Genomic DNA, 17,134 nt, shown 5'->3' with positions numbered 1-17,134 from the left:
ACTTCGGGCCCTGCGGCCTGTATGGGGACCGTCGGCCATGGGCAAGCACCGGTCCGATGCGAGCGGCAATGTTCGAGAAGAGCCGCTGTGCACAGCATTGCCCCATGCAGCGGTTCCTGATGCGCCCTCGGCCGGCGGGTTGGCGTTCCACCGGCTATTGAATTGCCCTAGCTGGAGATTTTGGTTCGAAAGGCACGGGTCGCTGCGCCCCAGCTCAGCAGTGCGATGGCAGCGAGCCAAGCCAAGGCGATCGGGAGATTGGTTCCCACTGGCTCCTGCGCCAGCAGGGCTCTGAGGGACTCGACGATTGCGGTGATCGGCTGGTGCTCGGCAAACCATGCCACCGGAGCTGGCATGGAATCGGTGGGCACGAATGCTGATGAGATAAAGGGCAGGAAGATGAGCGGATAGCTGAAGGCGCTTGCTCCATCAACGGATTTTGCGCTGAGCCCTGCAAGGACTGCAATCCAAGTCATCGACAAGGTGACCAGGCACAGCAATCCGATGACCGCCAGCCACTGGGTGAACGAGGCGCTCGTGCGAAACCCCATGATGAGAGCTACGGCCAGAACCAGAGCCATCGAGACCAAATTGGATATCAAGGACGTAGCCACATGGCTCCACAGGACGCTTGAGCGCGAGATGGGCATGGCGCGCAGGCGCTGCACCAGCCCGTCACGCACGTCCAGAAATAGCCGGTAAGAAGTGTAGGCAACACCTGAGGCGATCGTGATAATCAGGATTCCAGGCAGCAGGTAATTCACATAGGGCTCGGTGGTTTGCGTGTTAATGGCACCGCCGAAGACGTAGACAAACAGCAGCAGCATGGCAACCGGTGTCACCGCGGTGGTGATGATGGTGTCGGGGCTGCGCAAGATGTGGCGCATTGAGCGGCCGGTGAGAATTCGGGTTTCGTGCAAGGACGCGATGCTCATGATTCGCTCCGCTCTGGCCGCGGTGCGCGGCTGATGAGCTCGAGGAAAATCTCCTCAAGCGTGGGTTTTTTGGTGATCAGCTCCGTTGGCGCTGGCGGAAGCAAAGCTTGAAGCTGGGGGAGCGTTCCTTGATGGATGATCGATCCCTCGTGCAGGATTGCAATCCAGTCCGCCAGGGCCTCGGCTTCATCGAGATACTGCGTGGTGAGCAGGATGGTTGTTCCGCCCGCCGCCAAGTTGCGGATGGATTCCCAGGTTTCGCGACGTGCCTGCGGATCCAGCCCGGTGGTTGGCTCATCGAGGAGGATGAGATCGGGGGAGCCGATAAGGCTCATGGCAATATCCAGCCTTCGCCGCATGCCACCCGAGTAGGTGCCAGCGGGCCGGTTCGAGGCCCCGGCGAGGCCAAAGCGTTCCAGTAGCGCGTCGGCGGCCGTCGCGTCTGGCACCCGACGCAGCCGGGCGATGAGGGTGAGGTTCTCGCGACCTGTAAGGACATCATCGACCGCTGCGAACTGCCCGGCCAGGCTGATGGACTTGCGTACTTTCCCCGGGGATTGGGAAACATCGTTCCCGCAGACCTTGATCGACCCTGAATCTGCGGGAAGCAGGGTCGCGAGAATGCGGACAAGTGTGGTTTTCCCGGCGCCGTTGGAACCTAGCAAGGCAAAAATGCTGCCCGTTGGGACGGAAAAATCAACTCCGTCAAGGACCTGGTGGTCCTTGAATGATTTGGACATTCCGTGGACCTCGACAGCGGGACTCTCCGCGAGGGTTGCGTTCATGATCATGCACCTCAGGTGTCTTGTTCGGCTTCGTTGATGGTTTCTGCCAAGCGCTTGCGTTCCTTGTCGGTCCAGCGCTGGCCGCCGTAGGCAGATGCGAAATCGTCGGCAAAATCAGCAGGATCGCTGCCTGTGATTTCACGCAAGGCGGTGCCGTTTGCGGCCGCCTGTTCAAATAGGTCGGCGAGGTCGGTGAACATCGTGACCATGGTGTCCCCATCGGTGATCCCGCTTTGAGCCAGCAGGTATCGATGGATGCCCAGGGCGGCCTTGGCGTAGGGCTGGGGCAATGATTTGAGGCGAGTGCTCTGTTCCTTGTACTGCTTCTTTTGCTCGAGGGAGCCGGTGATGTTTTCAATCCATTTGGCGGTCATGATTTTTTGCTTTCGTCGTTGCTGTCGGGTTGGGGCAGGGCATTGATGCGGGAGACTAATACGTTCCAGGTAGCCCAAAAGTCGGAGAGCTGCTGTTGTCCGGTGTCGTTCAAGGTGAAGACCTTGCGTGGCGGCCCTTTTTCGGAGGGCACCTTTTCAACTGAAACCAATTTCTTCTGCTCGATGCGCACCAGGAGCGCATAAATGGTTCCTTCAGCGAGATCTGTGAAACCGCGATCCCGCAATCCGGTGGTGATCTCGTATCCGTAGGCTGGACGTTCGGCCAAGATGGCCAGGACGATCCCTTCCAGGGTTCCTTTGAGCATCTCGGTCATTTGTGATGCCATTGCGAACCTCCTATCTACTTAGTGTTATTGAGTACAAGTAGATAGTAGAACTAAGTAGCGGTATATAGCAACACTTAGTACCGAAAATTTTGCAGCGGCCTGGTGCGCGTTTCCAAAGAACGGCGTGACAGGCGCAAATCAAAAGCGCTGCAAGATCAACCTGGTCGGTAGGGTAGGGAGACAGGCAACCACCGAGGAGAAAGCCGCAGCATGCAATCCACACAGCTTTGGGAATTGGTGAGAAGCGAGCGCCAGAGGCTTTCGCTGCTCCTGAATGGCCTCGACCCGGACCAGTGGCAAACCACAACGTTGAGCCAGGCCTGGAGCGTTCGCCATGTAGCCGCGCACCTCGCGGCGGCAGGTTCAACCGGGACGGGCCAATGGCTGCTGAATATGGTGCTCAGCGGATTTAGTACTGATCGGCACAACGATCGGCTCTTGAATAAATATTGGGGAACCTCGGCAAAGCAAACCCTGGAAAACTTCGATAGATCTTGCCTTCAATCCAGGGCGGTTTTCAATTCGGTACCGGGTTTGCTGGGAGAAATCGTGGTCCACGGCCAGGACGTTGCGGTCGCGCTGGGCCTGAATCTGGAACCAGACCCTGCCGCGGTTCATGAAGTTGCCCGGTTCTATTGCACACAGGATTTTGCCGTTAACAGCAAAACCTTGATCAAAGGCCTCAAGCTCATCGCCACGGACGACTCCTTCACTGCTGGGCACGGAGCTGTGGTGCGCGGCCAGCTATTGGATCTGGTGATGGTCATGGCAGGCAGGCCAGCATTCCTGCAGCAGCTGGAGGGCGAGGCAGTCGAGGAACTGCGCTTGAGGCTTGTGTGATGCAGGGAGCGCAAAAAGCATCGCGCCGCACGAATACTGTGCGACGCGATGCAAATTTTGATGAGCGCTAGTTGGCGGCCAGCACTGCAAACGCCAACGGGTTCTCCAGGTCGCCGGCGTAGAGCAGGCCGCCGGACTGGTCGGTCAGATCCAGCATTTGCTGGTTGTTTCGAAGCTGCAATCGGTTCAGGCAGGAGAGCGGGAACGATTTTTCAAAGAGCCCCAGCTCGTCAAAGCGCTGCGCAAATTCAGGATGCTCGGCACGGTAATCCAGCAGTCGTTCAACCACGATCTTCCAGAAGTCCTGTTCGGGCAGGATGCCTTCGACATCCAGCAGCGGTGCCAGGAAGCGGAAGAAGGAATCGAATACGTCGGTGAACACCGAGAGCACCGGATCTCCACCGGTGCGCACCCGGCGGATTTCTTCTGGCAACTGAACCCGGTCGGAAAGCACCGCAATTTCTTCGCCCAGATCCTTGAGCAGCACCTTCTTCACCGCGCAGTTTTCCAGGATCATGATCACGTTCTCGCCGTGCGGCATGAAGACCAGGTCGTAGGCGGCCAAGCAGTGCACCAAAGGCACCAGATAGGCGTCGAAGTATTGGGCCAGCCAGTGGGCAGGGTCCAAACCGCTGCGCCGGATCAGCGCCGCGGCGAAGGACTTGCCCTGTGAATCCACATGCAAGAGGCTGGCCATGGTGGCCAGGGTCTGGCCCTCTTCCAGCAGGTTGATCGGCGATTCGCGCCAGAGGGCTGCGAGCATTTTGCGTTGCGCTGCGCTCTTGCCGGTCGCCGCTTCGAACTGCGGATTGCGGTAGCCAACGGCCGCAATTTCCCGCAGCAGGGCAACCGGCTGGGTAGAGAGCACCGGATCGCTCTCGAACAGCTCGCCCAGCCACTGGTTGATGGCTGGAGTGACCTTCATGTATTCAGCGCTCAAGCCGCGCATGAAGCCCATATTCAATATGGACATCGCGGTCTTGACGTAGTGGCGCGTGGGATCGGAAAGATTGAAGAAGGTGCGGATCGACTGCTGGGCCTGGTACTCGTCGCCGCTGGTGCCAAGCCAGATCAGCTGCTTGCGGGCAATGTCGTTGGCGAAGGTGATGGACAGGCGGTTTTCCCATTGCCATGGGTGCACCGGGATGAACAGGTAGTCCTCGGCGCGGTAGCCAGTGCCGAACAACGCCCGGTCCAGCGCCTGCTCCAGCTGTTCGCGTTCGCCGGCGTGCAGCTGGCTGCCAAGCAGCGAATCGTAATCCAGGGTGTCGATGGAGTCGAACTGGGCACGGGACTTGTGCGCGGCCGTCCACCCGAGGTTCAGGGCCGCACCGGTTTCCGGCGCATACCGCAGGTAGTCGCTGCGGCCCACGCCCATGCGGCCATTATTCGCTACGAAGCACGGGTGGCCTTCGGTCATGGATGATTCGACGAGCTGGAAGGACTGTGCCGCGGTGCCTGGGAACTGCGCCAGGGCGGCGGAGTCGTGAGTGGCATGAACCTGCTTGTAGCAATGGCTGGAGAGTGTTGAAGACAGCTCTTCCAGGTAGGTGGGCAACTGCGTCTCGGAGAGCGTCAGCTCGCGATAGAAGCGCGTCACGAAGTCGATGGCATCCACTTCTGCTGGCTGCCAGCGCCCATCGATAAGTTCCTGGTGCTCCAGGCTGCCTGGCTCCACCAGCCAGTGATTGAGCTGGAACTGGCGTGCGGCAAAGAGATAGCGGTGTCCATCTTTCTGCACCAAGTAGTTGCCCTCGCCAAGATCGGCGGGCTCCAGCAAGCGTTCGTGGGAGAACTCGCCCAGGGCTTTGGCCAGCACATGGCGATTGGCGATGTCCCAGCGCTCGGGGGAGAGGAAGGAAGACTCAAGGCGTTGGCCGGTCGCTGTCTCGAAATCATTGCGGGTGCAGATCGAGAGCAGCGCCTGCTTGATCGATCCATCGTGCTCGGCAAGCTCAATGGGGCGGATTGGGGTGAAACCGACGCGGGCGTTGAGCGCATGGATGGCCTTGTTGCGCAGGTCTGGTTCAACGATAATCCGCTCGATGCCGGGCCGGGCGAATGCATGATTCACCGCGGCGGTCATCGCTTCAAGGGTGAATCCTGGCTGCGGGTGATCACTGGCTGGGGCGAGGAAATGCAGGCCGCGATCACCGCGGACGTAGTTGTAGGCCCCGGCCAGTGGCGAGGTGGCCGGGTTGTACAGCTCGAGAAGGAAGCGGGCGGCCCCGGAGCCATCGAGTCCGAGGAGGACTTCATAGTCTTCGGTGGCCAGCAACGAGCTGTATTCGGCGGCAATTTCTGTTTCGGTCGCGGTGGGCATGCCCCAGAAAGCGGCGTGCTCGGTGGCGATCCAGGAGTGCAGCAAGGCGGTGTCCTGGGGCAATTCGACAGAACGGAAGGTAAAGGTGCTCATAAAGTGTGTGTCCTTAGGCATGCGAGGTGGCAGGGGCGGCGGTAGGCAGTCCGGTCAGTTCCGCGGCGCCGAATTCCTGGAAGGCGATGCGTTCTTCAACGGGGTAGATTTCGCGCCCGGCAATCCGGTTGATGATCACCGAATTGCGGTAGGCACCCATGCCGAGGTCCGGTGCGGTGAAGCCGTGGGTATGCAGTTCGGCGTTTTGCACGAAGATGTCCTGGCCCAGGCCGATCGAGTATTCGCGGTCCACATTGAACCGGCCATCGGCCAGGTAGTCGATGCGCTGGGCGATGCCGCCGAGGAAGTCCGGAACACCTGCCCGGTAACCGGTGGCCATCACCAGATCATCGACCACGAAGTCCAAGTCCTGCCCGGTGCGGTCATGGCGCAGGCTTACCGAGATGCCCTGGTCTGCAACGGTGATGCTGGTGGCCGCGCAACCGGTGCGCAGGTGGACGTTGGCGGCCTGGCTGATGCTGCGTTCGTAGAGTTCCTCGTGGATCTCGTTGATCAAGTCCGCATTAATGCCCTTGTACAGGCCCTTTTGCTCGGCGGAGAGCTCGTCGCGCTTGGCCATCGGCAGGGCGTGGAAGTGGTCGATATATTCTGGCGACGTCATTTCCAAGGTGAGCTTGGTGTATTCCAGCGGGAAGTAGCGTTCCGAGCGGGTAGCCCAGATCAGGTGGTCTTCCTCCTCCAGGTTGCGCAGCAGATCCAGGAAGATTTCAGCGGCGCTTTGCCCGCTGCCTAGAACGCAGATGGCCTTGGCCCGGGTGGCTTCGCTCGATGCCAAGAGCGCATCGCGCCCGAAAAGGTAGTTGCTCGAATGCACCACCTTGCCGGTGTTCATGGCCTCGTCGCTGATCACCGGCGGGAGGTAGGGCTGGGTGCCGGTGCCAAGCACCAGTTTCTGCGCGGTGAAGTGGCTCATTCCGGCCTCGGTGAGCACCGAGAGATGGTACAGGCCCTCGCGGTATTCGGCCTCGAGCACCCGGTGCCCAAAACGCACGCTCTGAATGCTTTCGGCGGCCCAGGCCAAGTAGTTGGAGTACTCCTGGCGCAGCGCGTAGAAGTCTTCGCGGATGTAAAACGGGTAGATGCGCTGCTGGCGCTTCAAGTAATTCAGGAACGAATACTTGTTGGTGGGGTCGGCCAGGGTGACCAGGTCCGCCATGAAAGGGACCTGCAGATGCGTTCCGGGAAGCAACATCCCCGGGTGCCAGACGAACTTTTCAGCGGCGTCGAGGACCGCTACCTTCAGGTCCTCGATGCCCTCGGTCAAGGCGGCAAAACCCAGGTTGAAGGGCCCGGCCCCGATGGCGATGACGTCGAAGTGCTCGCTAGGTTGATTCATTTTTTGTCTCCGGTGGTGCGTTCGGCAAGAATTTCGGTTCCGATGCGGCAGATGGCATCGAGGATTTCGCTGATGTCGGCCAGCGTTGTGTTCGGATTGAGCAGGGTGAGCTTGAGCAGGCGCTTTCCGGCCACCGTGGTGGCCGCGATCATTGCTTCGCCACTGGAGTACAGGCGGTGGCGGATCTGGTTGGCCAGGGCATTATGCTCGGCCAGCTCCAGGCGGTGCTCTGGATCCTCGAATGAGAAGACCAGGGTGCTTAGCTGGACATCTGCCACCAAATGGAGCTGGGCGCGCATCGCCACTTCTTGTTGCGCATCTTCGGCCAGCGCGATGACCTGGTCGAACATTTCGCCCAGCCGCGAGGCCCCGAGCGTGCGCAGCGTGACCCACAATTTCAGCGCGTCGAATCGGCGCGTGGTCTGCAGGGATTTTGATACCTGATTGGGGGTGGCGGCGGCTTCGGCGGCCGGGTTCAGGTATTCGGCGTAGTGCGCGATGGACTCGAAGCTTGAACCTGAACGGACGACCAGGGCGCTGGAGCCGATGGGCTGGAAGAAGGACTTGTGGTAGTCCACGGTGACCGAGTCAGCCTGCTCAATTCCATCAAGGCGGTGGCGGTGCCGGTTCGAGACGAGCAATCCGCAGCCGTAGGCCGCATCAACGTGCAGCCAGGCCCCGACCTCGGTGGCAATGGCCCGCAGCTGGTTCAGCGGATCGATGGCGCCGAAGTCGGTGGTGCCGCTGGTGGCCGATATGGCCATGGGGACGAGGCCCGCGTTGAGGTCTTCGGCCAGTCGGCTGCGCAGCGCCTGGGCATCCATGCGGTGCTGGGCATCGGTAGGGATGGCAACGGCCGCTTCGTAGCCCATTCCCAGAAGCATCGCGGCGTTGCGGATCGAGAAGTGCGCGTCTTCGGAGCAGTAGATCCGCAGCTTGGCCAGGCGTTCGGGCAGGGAACCCTGGAGCTGGGCCGTCGCAGTGTTCCGCGCGATGAGCATGGCCTGCAGGTTTGACTGGGTGCCACCGGATGTGAAGATCCCGTCGGCCTTGCCAGGATCAAAACCAATGAGCTCGGCAGTGAAGCCGATCAGTTTGCGTTCGATCAGGGTGGCGCCGGCGCTCTGGTCGAAGGTGTCCATCGAAGTATTGACGCTGGTGACGAAGTTTTCGGCAACGACCGCGGGGATGGCAACGGGGCAGTTCAGGTGAGCCGCGTACTTCGTGTCGTGGAAGTAGACCGCGTCGTTGAGGTAGAGGTCATTGAGTTCGCTGAAGGACTGTTCCGTTGAACCCAATGGCGAGCGCAGATCGACGTGGTCGATCTTGGTCGCCATCTGCTGCGGGCTCGGCCCGGTAGTGGGGGCGTTGACGGTTGCGAACTTGTCGGCAACGAGGGACACCGCGCGATGTGAAGCCTCTTCGTACGCGCCTGCGGTGTCTGCGCAGAGCAGCGCGTCGTCGTAGAGCGGGAGGGGGACATCAGGGATTTGCAGGGTAGGTAGTGAGGCACCCAAGAGCATGCTCCTCAGATAGAGTCAATAGATATTTGGTCAGGCTCACCTAACAAGAATCTATTAACAACACAAAGCAATTAGTTAATGCAAGCCGAGAAACTCAACTTTTGAGTGGACGAGATTTTTTAGACATTTTGCGGTGCGCCCTGCGCCTCTTGTGGTAGATTGCCTGCTGACCTGAAGTTTGAAGGTTCAAATTTTTATGGCGAGCGCGGCAAAGTGGAGTAGAAACCTCTGGTTTGCCACTTTGTGAAGTAACGCTAATCGTTCGATTGCAAATAGTGGGCAATTCTATATGCTCAAGCAGTTAGAGCAAGGGAGAACAAGCCGCAATGGATGAGCCCGAACAGCATGTGCAGAGCCAGCGTTATCTGGTGGGCTCGAATGCCACCGACGCTGCTGGGCGCACGCTGACCGACATCACCATTGACCTGCTCTTTGTCGGAACCTTGGGCGCAACAGCCATGCAGATGGGCCTGCTGAACACGCTCGGATCGCTCGCCTTCGTTTTTGCCAGCATCCCGGCCGGGCACCTTGTTGATAGAAGCTCGGCGCTAAAGGTATTGCGCATCGGCATGGCAGGAAAACTTGCTGTCCTGGCATGTCTCGCAGTGCTCGCAATGAGCGGCGCCTTGAACATCGCCATGGGGCTGGTGCTGTGCACGCTGTTGGGAATCTGCAACGTCTTTTCGGAGACGGCGCAAACTTCGGCAGTGCCCAGAATGATCGGCGACGACTCCGAATCGCGGACCCTGGGCATCAGCAAGCTCATCGCCCGGCTCAGCGCCGCGGACCAAAGCATGACGGTGATTATTCCAGCGCTCGCCGGTACCGGCTTCGCCCTATTTGGTGCGCCAGCGCTGCTCAGTGCTGCCGCGGCCCTGTGCGCCTTGGCGTTGATGATGGCGTGGAGAATTCGCGACTATCGCGAGAACCAAAGTGCCGATCCGGTTCCGGGCAAAAGCGCCCGTTCCAGCTCAATGTTGGCCGGCCTTCGCTACCTGGCCGCGAACCGGCAACTGCTCGCCGCCACTGTCTCCGTGGCCTTGTCTAATCTCGGCCTGGCCATCGGGTCATCCGTGGAGGCGATCTTTGTCATCAACGACCTCGGCTATGGCGAAGCGGGGTTCGGGCTTTATGCCTCGATCTCGGGTGCGGGCGGGCTCATTGGAGCGCTCGTGGCCACCAGGATCAGTGGAAAGTTTTCATCACCGGCCCTGCTGCTGCGCACCGGACTTGCCCAAATAGCGCTGGCCTCGATGGTGCTGGCCGCGGCATTTACGAGCGACGCGTGGAGCATCGGATTGCTGGGTGTCCATGCGCTGGGGTGGGGGAGTGCTGCTCTGATCCTCAACGTCTCGGCTTCGTCATGGCTGGTTGAAATTGTGCCCGAACACGTGCTGGGGCGGGTGCTCAGCGCTCGCCGCCTCTTGACTTTCGGCGCAGTGCCCGTTGGCAGCATGCTCGGCGGGGCCTTGGGAACCGCCGCAGGAACACAAGCTGCGCTGGCTGCCTGGGTGATTGCGAGTATGCTCGCGGTGCTTGGTTTTGTGATCCTGCGCGACGCATCGAACAGCTAGGCTGGAAGCTATTGGATCCGAGAAACCTAAGGCAACTGCGCACGTGAAACTTGTTATCGACGCACGATACACCCGCATTACCCACCATGACGGAATCAGCCGCTATACGGCTGGGCTGATTGCGGCCACCAGCAAGTTGGCTGATGTCACCATGCTCATTAATGACACCCGCCAGCTGGCCATGCTCCCCGATGTGCCCTACCTGAAGATCTCGGCTCCGACCAGTGTCCTTGAGCCATTTGTCGCCTTGCAGATCAACAAGCTGGATGCCGACGTGGTGTTTTCGCCGATGCAAACCATGGGGACCCTGGGCCGAAAATTCCCGGTCATCCTGACCCTTCATGACCTGATTTACTACGCGCATCCGCACGCGCCAAAATTCCTGCCGATGCCGATCCGTATCGGATGGTTCCTTTTCCACCAGGTCTACTGGCCGCAACGGCTGCTGCTGAATCGAGCCGACGCGGTGGCAACCGTCTCGAATACGACTGCTGGGCTCATGCGCAAGCATCGCCTGACCAGGCAGCGCATCGGCCTGGTGTCCAATGCACCGACAGGAGACTTCGCACGGCGGGATCCAAGCGCGAAACCCAAGAAAACCCTGCTCTATATGGGGTCCTTCATGGAATACAAGAACGTCGAGACTTTGGTGCGGGCCATGGCCTACCTGCCGGAGCACGAGCTGCACTTGCTCAGCGGCATCAAAGAACCGCGTCGCCAGGAGCTAATGGAACTGATTCCAAATGGGGCGGCTGTCGTATTCCACGATGGGGTTAGCGACCATGAGTATGAGCAGTTGCTCAGCGAGTGCACCGCGTTGGTCACGCTCTCGCGCGAAGAAGGCTATGGGCTGCCGTTGGTGGAAGCCATGAGCATGGGAACTCCTGTGGTTGTCACCGACATGCCGATCTTCAGGGAAGTCGCCGAAGACGCGGCGCTCTATGCCTCGCCAGATGATGCGAGAGGATTCGCTGAACAGGTGCGCACGTTGGATGAGTCTGCCACCTGGATGGAGTACTCTCACCGTGCAGTTCAACGCGCTGAGCACTACTCGTGGGAACGCTCTGCACAACAATTGCTGGAACTCGCGAAGTATGCGTCAGATCACAGGAAATAGATTCTTGATTCAACCCGTATGAAAGTGGGTTCAGACAGCTTAAAGCGCGGAAAATTGGCGATAATTCAGGCCCTGCGATCCGGCAGCCTCCCGATTTGAAAACCTGACTTGGCCAGTGCTAAAGTATTACTCGTTGCATTCCTCCATAGCTCAATTGGCAGAGCATTCGACTGTTAATCGAAGGGTTGTTGGTTCAAGTCCAACTGGAGGAGCTCATTCAGGCCCTGGTCCGCATTGCGCGGATCGGGGCCTTTTTCATTTAAGATCTCTTGGCCGATTAGTTGCCCAAAGGTGATATTGAGAAGCCCTGAAACCTTCATTAGTTCTTCAACCGAGAACGAGACCTTGCCGACAAGTCTTTGTGACACTGCGCCTTGGGACAGGCCTAGAGCAGAGCCGAGGTCTGCCTGGCGCAACTCCTTGCGAGCCAACCATCCCTTAATCTCAAGCCCCATGCGTCGGTCAATTTCTGCCTGCTTGGTCATGCGCTCTGGTGTGATAGTCATGCTCCTACCGTACTCGGTGAACTACATCTAAGCAACGCTCAGGTAGTGCAAATTTAGCTGAGCTGATATTCAGGCTTGCTTTTTTATTAGCTGAGCTATTACGTTAACCATATGAGCAATTATTCAAAGATCGTTAGGTCCAACATCCTGGCCGAATTTGGTCGCAAGGATATCTATCAAGCGCGTGCCGCTGAGTGGATTAACATCTCTCCGGCAGCACTCGGTTTTCGCCTCAACGGCAAGACCGACTTCCGTCTTGGCGAGTTAGTGACTATCGCAGAGAAGCTGGGAGTCCCGTTCTCCACTCTGGTGGCAGGGCTAGACGAAGTCGTCGCTGAGCATAAGCAGGAGTTGGCGTCATGAGTAACGAAATTCAAGAAGTTATCGAAGCCGAAATCGTCGTTGAAGACGATGGATTATCAGTTTTACCAGCAGACGTCGCCCGTGATCTGACCGACAAGATCAGGCAGGCGCTTGAATTTACCTGGGATCTGGTGATTCAGGCATATCAAGGTGGAGCCTGGATCGCATTGGGCTACAAGTCTTGGAATGACTACTGCGTAAAAGAATTCGGCAGCCAGCACATTGCTATTCCCCGCGAAGACCGTGACGAGGTTATCGGTTCCCTGCGCTCAGCCGGTTTAAGTACTCGTGCAATCGCCGGTGCAACCGGGCTGTCAAAAGGAACTGTAGGCAACAGCCTCAAGAAGGTTAATGAAGAAGCTTCGTCTAGTGCCCAAAAATGGGCACTAGAGGATTCGAGCGACGCAGAGGTTGCAGCGGATCCAGGGCCGTTGAAAATCAAAGGTGTCAACCAAAAGACTTACAGCAGCCAGCCACCTAAGCCGAAGCCCAAGAACGACGACGCTATTGAGCAGCCATTGGACGGCCAGGCAGACATCGCAGACGCTCTCGACACCTCGCTAGAGGATTTGGGAATCACCCCGATCAGCCCCAACGAGGTAGTCGACCGCAACGCAAAGACTCGCGTGCAGCTCGTAAAGCGCCTCACCGGCTCTAACGGTCAGTACACCCAGGCACCGCTTCCTATGGTCATCAGCCTTGCCGGTCAGATCGTCGAGCGCACCGCCGGTGTCAACGACCTGGACGTTGAGGAAGTCACCTCATTCGCAGATGATTCTTCGCGTGCCGTACTCGTACTCGCCCGGCTCCTGGAAACCATCGACCCTGACGAGATTGACGACGACAAGACCCGTGCCGCAATCGAACAGAACTTGAATCAGGCGCAGGAATATCTCGACAACTTCTTGACCACGCTGACGGAGGTCTAACCCATGAGTGCTCATGAAAAAAGCTCCCCAGCTGAATTGCAGTCAGCTGAGGAGCCATCAAAAACTTCTAGCGCGAAGTACTCCCATTATAGGCAGGAAGACGCCGCTACTGCTACCTCTACCCGAGACGGCCGCATCAACCCGGACTCTCGTCAGATGCTCTGGCTTGCAGTCTCCCTCGTCGGTTTCGTCGGTGCTATCAGCTTCATGGTCTCGTTCGCTGGGCTCGTAGCTGTAGCAGAGTGGGCCGGCCTTCCACCGGCAATGCGCTGGACTGTTCCGATCTTCATCGATACCGCCATCCTGGTGTACTCCATCGCTGTCCTGGTTCATCGATCACGAGGAGAGAGGACTTGGGCATCTTGGCTGTCGCTCGGTGCATTCACCTTCGTTTCGGTACTTGCCAACGTTGGCCATGTGCTGTTGCTTGATCAAAGCGTGGACAGCTTCAAGACAGGTATTGGCGCGATTGTCGCAGGCATGGCACCAATCGGTGTGTTCGCTGCTACCGAGGAATTGGGCCGTCTTGCTATCGCACGGCCGCAGCGCCGACGTGCCGAAGAGCGACTGGTTCAATTTGGAGAGGATCGTCCTAACCCGACGCCACCTACGACACCACGCCCAGAGGGAACGACACCAGAAATTGAGGTGGCGACACCCGCTGCACCCATGCTGGAACCTGTCGCCTCGTCACCCAGTGACCAAGCGGTGGCTGAACCTGAGCCAGCGGTAGCTGTCGCCCAGGTACAAGCGGACGAGAAGCAGAGCGTCTTCGCTTACTACCCCTTCGACCAGGATGCCAGCGAGCTGGAATGGGGTCGCACTTTCATTCCGCAGGCAGACGCTGAACCCGTCGTACCCGCAATCAAGCCAGCACCTGCAGCCGAAAAGCCGGAGCCTGTAGTCGAGCCCTCCAAGCCAGCGCTGAGCGCCGTATCTTATGTGAGCCCTGCAGACCAGGAACAGCAGCTGCTCAACGACTTGCTTGAAGCTCATGGCGCCGACCTGACCGCAGAGATGATCGCGAATGCCCTGGGTAAGCACATCAGGACCGGACAGCGGAAGCTCACTCGTATCAAGGCCAAGCACCCGGAAATCTTCGGGACTGAGTCCACGACGGCCAAGGAGGCCTGAGCATGAATAACTCAAACCTGACCATCAGGACGAAGATGCTGCGCCGGTATTGGCTGTACGTGGCGATCAACTTGGCGTTGTTCACCTTCGCTTCCTACCAGGCGTACAAGCTCGTCCTTGCTCTACAGGCAAACGGATCGGGAGACTTCGGGCAGATGCTTTACACGGCCTTCTACATCGCTTTCTGCTTGGTGCTTGTCGTAGCCACTATCAAAACCACCAGGAAGACTATGGCGGATCTGAGCTACTTCAACGTGACCGATCAGATCCATGAATGGATGGACAGCAACGAACGCCAAGGGGAGCAGAAATGAAGCGCACGATTGCTGACCTCCTGAAAGACAATTGGAAGCTCCTGCTGGCCATCTCTCTGTTCATCGCTTTTATGGTTTTCTTCCCCGAATCCGTTTTCAGATGGAAACCTCCATTGCATCCGCCGGTCTGGGATTCAGGCTTCTCCGTAGTGGGGGCGGTGTCGTCATGAGGCAGGCCAAATCCCGTTTCCTGGCGTCGCTGTATCTTTTGATCGCTGGGATCGCGGTATCGAAATATTCCATGATTCGTGCCTCGAACACGGATCCGGCCTCTCCTGAAGATATTGAGGCTTGGCGGGTGCAGTGCCTGCTCACTGCGGCAGTTGCTTGCGTGCTCTTGCCCTGGTGCATCAAGAGCTTCATGGAGTTCCGCGAGCAGATTCGGAATAACGACAAGGAGATGGATTTTCAGTGAGTTTTGAAGCGACGAACCTCGCTAGGAAGATGGCATCTTCTGAGCAGTTCAAGCCAGGCGAATTGCACGTCATGCTGTTGCTGGCTGATCATGCCAACGAGGAATGGATGTGCTGGCCGTCCTTAGAGCTGCTGGCCATGGACACCTGCATGGGTGAACGGACAGTCCGCCGTCACCTGCGCGCCTTGGAAGATCATGGTGTGCTCGAATGCTATGCGCTGTACGACACGCGCAGCGGTTCCCGCACGGGCAACCAGTTCCGGCTGGTCGAGTCGGAGATGGAGCGTCTGGCAGTTGCGGGTGAGTCCCGCCGGGCAGAGATGAAGGATCGGATGGCTAAGCGCCGAACCGCTGTCCGCCACAGCAAAGCCGTCGGCATCGAGGCCGGAATCGACACCGATACGAAGCCACCGGCCAATATGGCCGATGGTTCCAGCCCAGTAAATTCAAGCCCGGCCAAATTGGCCGATGGTGAAAATAGCGTTCTTGACCAAGGCTACATCGCAGTAAATTCAAGCCCGGCCAAATTGGCCGATGGTGAGGAACCACCGGCCAATTTGGCCAAGGGGTTGGCCAATTTGGCCAAAAATACTGAAGTGCCTTTAAAGGAACGCGCGCGTATTAACCATCATCATCAATCATCAGATGCGCGGCCGGCCGAGCCGATTGCCACACCGGTCAATGACGACGACGACTCGACGACGAATGATCAGCAGTTGAAAGTTTCAGCCCCACCAGCAGAGAGCTACATGGGCGTTGATCTTGGAGCTTTGCACCACATGGTTCCAGAGCAGTTGAAGAGCTTGAATGTGGCGCAGGTGCGGTCGGTGATTGACATCGTCCTCTCCCGTGCTTCGTCCAAGGTGTCCTCGCCGTTGCGGTACGTCGCAGCAGCTTGTCGCACGGAGCCTGAGGCGCTGTACGCGGCGGTTACCGGCCTAAGCGCTGTCACTGGGCCTGTGGCCACGGTTGGAGGCTTCAGCCAGGAAGTGGCGGGCGCAGGACATGAAGCTGGAGTGATCGCTGAATGCGATCGTCACGAGTGGAGCTCGCCGAATCCCAACGCCATTTGCCCTGGCTGCAATGCGAACTTCCTTAGCGGGGAAAGCCATGAGAATCCACGGCCAGGCAAGCCCCAGCCAGGGTGGTTCCGCACCAATATCTTGGTCAGCGAGCAAGAACCTGCCGGGGAAACGGGCGACGTCCAGCTTCCATGGGGGCCACACGACGAACCGGGTTTCTGATGACTTCGGCCAGCACAATTTGCTCATTTGAACAACAACCAACATTTCCAGGAGGTGACCCCGATGACTGAGGTATCAACACCCCGAACGGCCGTACAATTGCCTGACGAAGACACCTTGGCGCGGGCGGTTCTGCAAGCGAAGAGTGCTGCATCGTCGGTGCTCGGGCCGAGATTTCGTGACAGCCTGGACGACGTGCTGCAGGAGACGTGGATTTCAGCCAAGAATTCGCTGAAGCATTTCGATGGATCCGCATTGCAAGCCTGGGTGAACACCATCGCCAAACGCAGGGCCATGGACGTGATTGAGAAGTCTGGTCGGTTGCGCAAGCATCAGGACAAGTTCGAGCTGGAGTCAACGAGCCGCTACAAGTCGAGCCTGTCACTGGTCGCGGATGATTTTGCCGATCTTGTGAGCAACCAGCAAGCGGCTGCTGAGGAACTGGGGGATCTGCTGGCGCAGGTCGAATCATTCATCCAGAATCAAGCGACGTACTCCCGGGCGCTGGCCCTGATCACGGCCTACGGTGATCGGGTGGACGTTGCCGCCCAGGCAATGACGATCAGCAAGGATGCCTTGCGTTCTTGCCGCAGGGAGTTCGTCCGGTGCGCGGTGGTGGTCTCAAGGGCCACGGATGCCCGTTCCAGGGGCTTGAAGCCGACGATGGATGTTTTGATCGACTGCTTGCCAGGAAACGGTGATTCCGGGGAGTGGGTCGCAGCTTTCGTCGCCGATGTGGTGGCCTGCGGTGGGTTCGCCCACGCCGATATGAAGCAGCTGATGGATCGAACAGGCAAGAGCTACAACACAGTGCGCCAGTATCGGGAAGAGGCCTTGTGGCTGGTTCGTATCGCGATGACGGTCTTGACGCAGGACAACGACCAAGAGCGCTGATCAGGCATATTCGACGGTGTCCAGAGCGATGCATCAATGACGATCTACCGCGGAACAGCAGGGAGAG

At 58.6% G+C, this 17,134-nt stretch carries 18 protein-coding genes and 1 tRNA gene; 12 read left to right on the top strand and 7 right to left on the bottom strand.

The genetic code is table 11. The features are described from left to right. Window positions 1-167 precede the first annotated feature (167 nt). Genes H6F58_RS04965 through H6F58_RS04950 form a run of 4 tightly spaced genes read right to left on the bottom strand, consistent with a single transcriptional unit; the run spans window position 168 to window position 2,441 of the window. The gene (locus tag H6F58_RS04965) at window positions 168-935 is read right to left on the bottom strand and encodes an ABC transporter permease (protein ID WP_146277961.1); all 768 of its coding nucleotides are present in this window, start codon (window positions 933-935) and stop codon (window positions 168-170) included. Beyond that, on the bottom strand, window positions 932-1,720 hold the full coding sequence (locus H6F58_RS04960; RefSeq protein ID WP_195181255.1) for an ABC transporter ATP-binding protein: 789 nt from the start codon (window positions 1,718-1,720) through the stop codon (window positions 932-934). The genes H6F58_RS04965 and H6F58_RS04960 overlap by 4 nt, the downstream gene beginning before the upstream one ends. An 11-nt stretch (window positions 1,721-1,731) precedes the next feature. After that, complete coding sequence (locus H6F58_RS04955; protein ID WP_146277963.1) at window positions 1,732-2,094, bottom strand: DUF1048 domain-containing protein; 363 nt, start codon at window positions 2,092-2,094, stop codon at window positions 1,732-1,734. Next, the gene (locus tag H6F58_RS04950) at window positions 2,091-2,441 is read right to left on the bottom strand and encodes a PadR family transcriptional regulator (protein WP_060701006.1); all 351 of its coding nucleotides are present in this window, start codon (window positions 2,439-2,441) and stop codon (window positions 2,091-2,093) included. Before H6F58_RS04950 ends, H6F58_RS04955 begins: the two co-directional genes overlap by 4 nt. 210 nt (window positions 2,442-2,651) lie before the next feature. On the opposite strand from H6F58_RS04950, the gene H6F58_RS04945 reads away from it, so the two are divergent. Next, window positions 2,652-3,281, top strand: coding sequence for a maleylpyruvate isomerase family mycothiol-dependent enzyme (locus tag H6F58_RS04945; RefSeq protein WP_146277964.1), 630 nt, complete (start codon window positions 2,652-2,654; stop codon window positions 3,279-3,281). A gap of 67 nt (window positions 3,282-3,348) precedes the next feature. Here H6F58_RS04945 and H6F58_RS04940 read toward each other — a convergent pair whose 3' ends face one another. Genes H6F58_RS04940 through H6F58_RS04930 form a run of 3 tightly spaced genes read right to left on the bottom strand, consistent with a single transcriptional unit; the run spans window position 3,349 to window position 8,577 of the window. Beyond that, window positions 3,349-5,697 carry a GNAT family N-acetyltransferase gene (locus H6F58_RS04940; protein WP_195181254.1) on the bottom strand — a complete coding sequence of 783 codons (2,349 nt, stop codon included), beginning with the start codon at window positions 5,695-5,697 and terminating at the stop codon, window positions 3,349-3,351. 13 nt (window positions 5,698-5,710) lie between these two features. Further along, window positions 5,711-7,054: a SidA/IucD/PvdA family monooxygenase gene (locus tag H6F58_RS04935; RefSeq protein WP_146277966.1), complete on the bottom strand. Its 1,344-nt coding sequence runs from the start codon at window positions 7,052-7,054 to the stop codon at window positions 5,711-5,713. After that, on the bottom strand, window positions 7,051-8,577 hold the full coding sequence (locus H6F58_RS04930) for an aspartate aminotransferase family protein (RefSeq protein ID WP_244652320.1): 1,527 nt from the start codon (window positions 8,575-8,577) through the stop codon (window positions 7,051-7,053). Before H6F58_RS04930 ends, H6F58_RS04935 begins: the two co-directional genes overlap by 4 nt. 326 nt (window positions 8,578-8,903) lie before the next feature. Here H6F58_RS04930 and H6F58_RS04925 point away from each other — a divergent pair, with 326 nt between their 5' ends. The 11 genes from H6F58_RS04925 (at window position 8,904) to H6F58_RS04875 (ending at window position 17,067) form a co-directional block, all read left to right on the top strand. Then, entirely contained in the window at window positions 8,904-10,151 is a 1,248-nt protein-coding gene (locus H6F58_RS04925) for an MFS transporter (protein WP_146277968.1), read from the top strand. A 43-nt stretch (window positions 10,152-10,194) separates the two neighbouring features. Continuing rightward, the gene (locus H6F58_RS04920) at window positions 10,195-11,268 is read left to right on the top strand and encodes a glycosyltransferase family 1 protein (protein WP_060701011.1); all 1,074 of its coding nucleotides are present in this window, start codon (window positions 10,195-10,197) and stop codon (window positions 11,266-11,268) included. A gap of 139 nt (window positions 11,269-11,407) precedes the next feature. Next, window positions 11,408-11,480: transfer RNA gene (locus tag H6F58_RS04915), tRNA-Asn, on the top strand. Between the two features lie 405 nt (window positions 11,481-11,885). Then, window positions 11,886-12,137, top strand: a complete 252-nt coding sequence (locus tag H6F58_RS04905) for a helix-turn-helix transcriptional regulator (RefSeq protein WP_195181253.1) — start codon at window positions 11,886-11,888, stop codon at window positions 12,135-12,137. After that, on the top strand, window positions 12,134-13,066 hold the full coding sequence (locus H6F58_RS04900; RefSeq protein WP_195181252.1) for a hypothetical protein: 933 nt from the start codon (window positions 12,134-12,136) through the stop codon (window positions 13,064-13,066). The genes H6F58_RS04905 and H6F58_RS04900 overlap by 4 nt, the downstream gene beginning before the upstream one ends. A gap of 156 nt (window positions 13,067-13,222) precedes the next feature. Then, window positions 13,223-14,200 carry a DUF2637 domain-containing protein gene (locus H6F58_RS04895; RefSeq protein ID WP_206693468.1) on the top strand — a complete coding sequence of 326 codons (978 nt, stop codon included), beginning with the start codon at window positions 13,223-13,225 and terminating at the stop codon, window positions 14,198-14,200. Window positions 14,201-14,202: 2 nt separating this feature from the next. Next, entirely contained in the window at window positions 14,203-14,514 is a 312-nt protein-coding gene (locus H6F58_RS04890) for a hypothetical protein (protein ID WP_195181250.1), read from the top strand. Continuing rightward, window positions 14,511-14,684, top strand: a complete 174-nt coding sequence (locus H6F58_RS17935; RefSeq protein ID WP_206693467.1) for a hypothetical protein — start codon at window positions 14,511-14,513, stop codon at window positions 14,682-14,684. Before H6F58_RS04890 ends, H6F58_RS17935 begins: the two co-directional genes overlap by 4 nt. Next, window positions 14,681-14,929: a hypothetical protein gene (locus H6F58_RS17930; RefSeq protein WP_206693466.1), complete on the top strand. Its 249-nt coding sequence runs from the start codon at window positions 14,681-14,683 to the stop codon at window positions 14,927-14,929. Before H6F58_RS17935 ends, H6F58_RS17930 begins: the two co-directional genes overlap by 4 nt. A 29-nt stretch (window positions 14,930-14,958) precedes the next feature. After that, window positions 14,959-16,173, top strand: coding sequence for a helix-turn-helix domain-containing protein (locus tag H6F58_RS04880; protein WP_280521018.1), 1,215 nt, complete (start codon window positions 14,959-14,961; stop codon window positions 16,171-16,173). Window positions 16,174-16,236: 63 nt separating this feature from the next. After that, window positions 16,237-17,067, top strand: coding sequence for a sigma factor (locus tag H6F58_RS04875; protein WP_195181247.1), 831 nt, complete (start codon window positions 16,237-16,239; stop codon window positions 17,065-17,067). The last annotated feature ends 67 nt before the right edge of the window (window positions 17,068-17,134 follow it).

Source organism: Glutamicibacter sp. FBE19 (assembly GCF_015524875.1).
In the GTDB taxonomy this organism is placed as follows: Bacteria; Actinomycetota; Actinomycetes; order Actinomycetales; family Micrococcaceae; genus Glutamicibacter; species Glutamicibacter halophytocola.
Note: the sequence above shows the minus strand (reverse complement) of the source record. Positions and strands in the feature narration are given on the sequence as shown.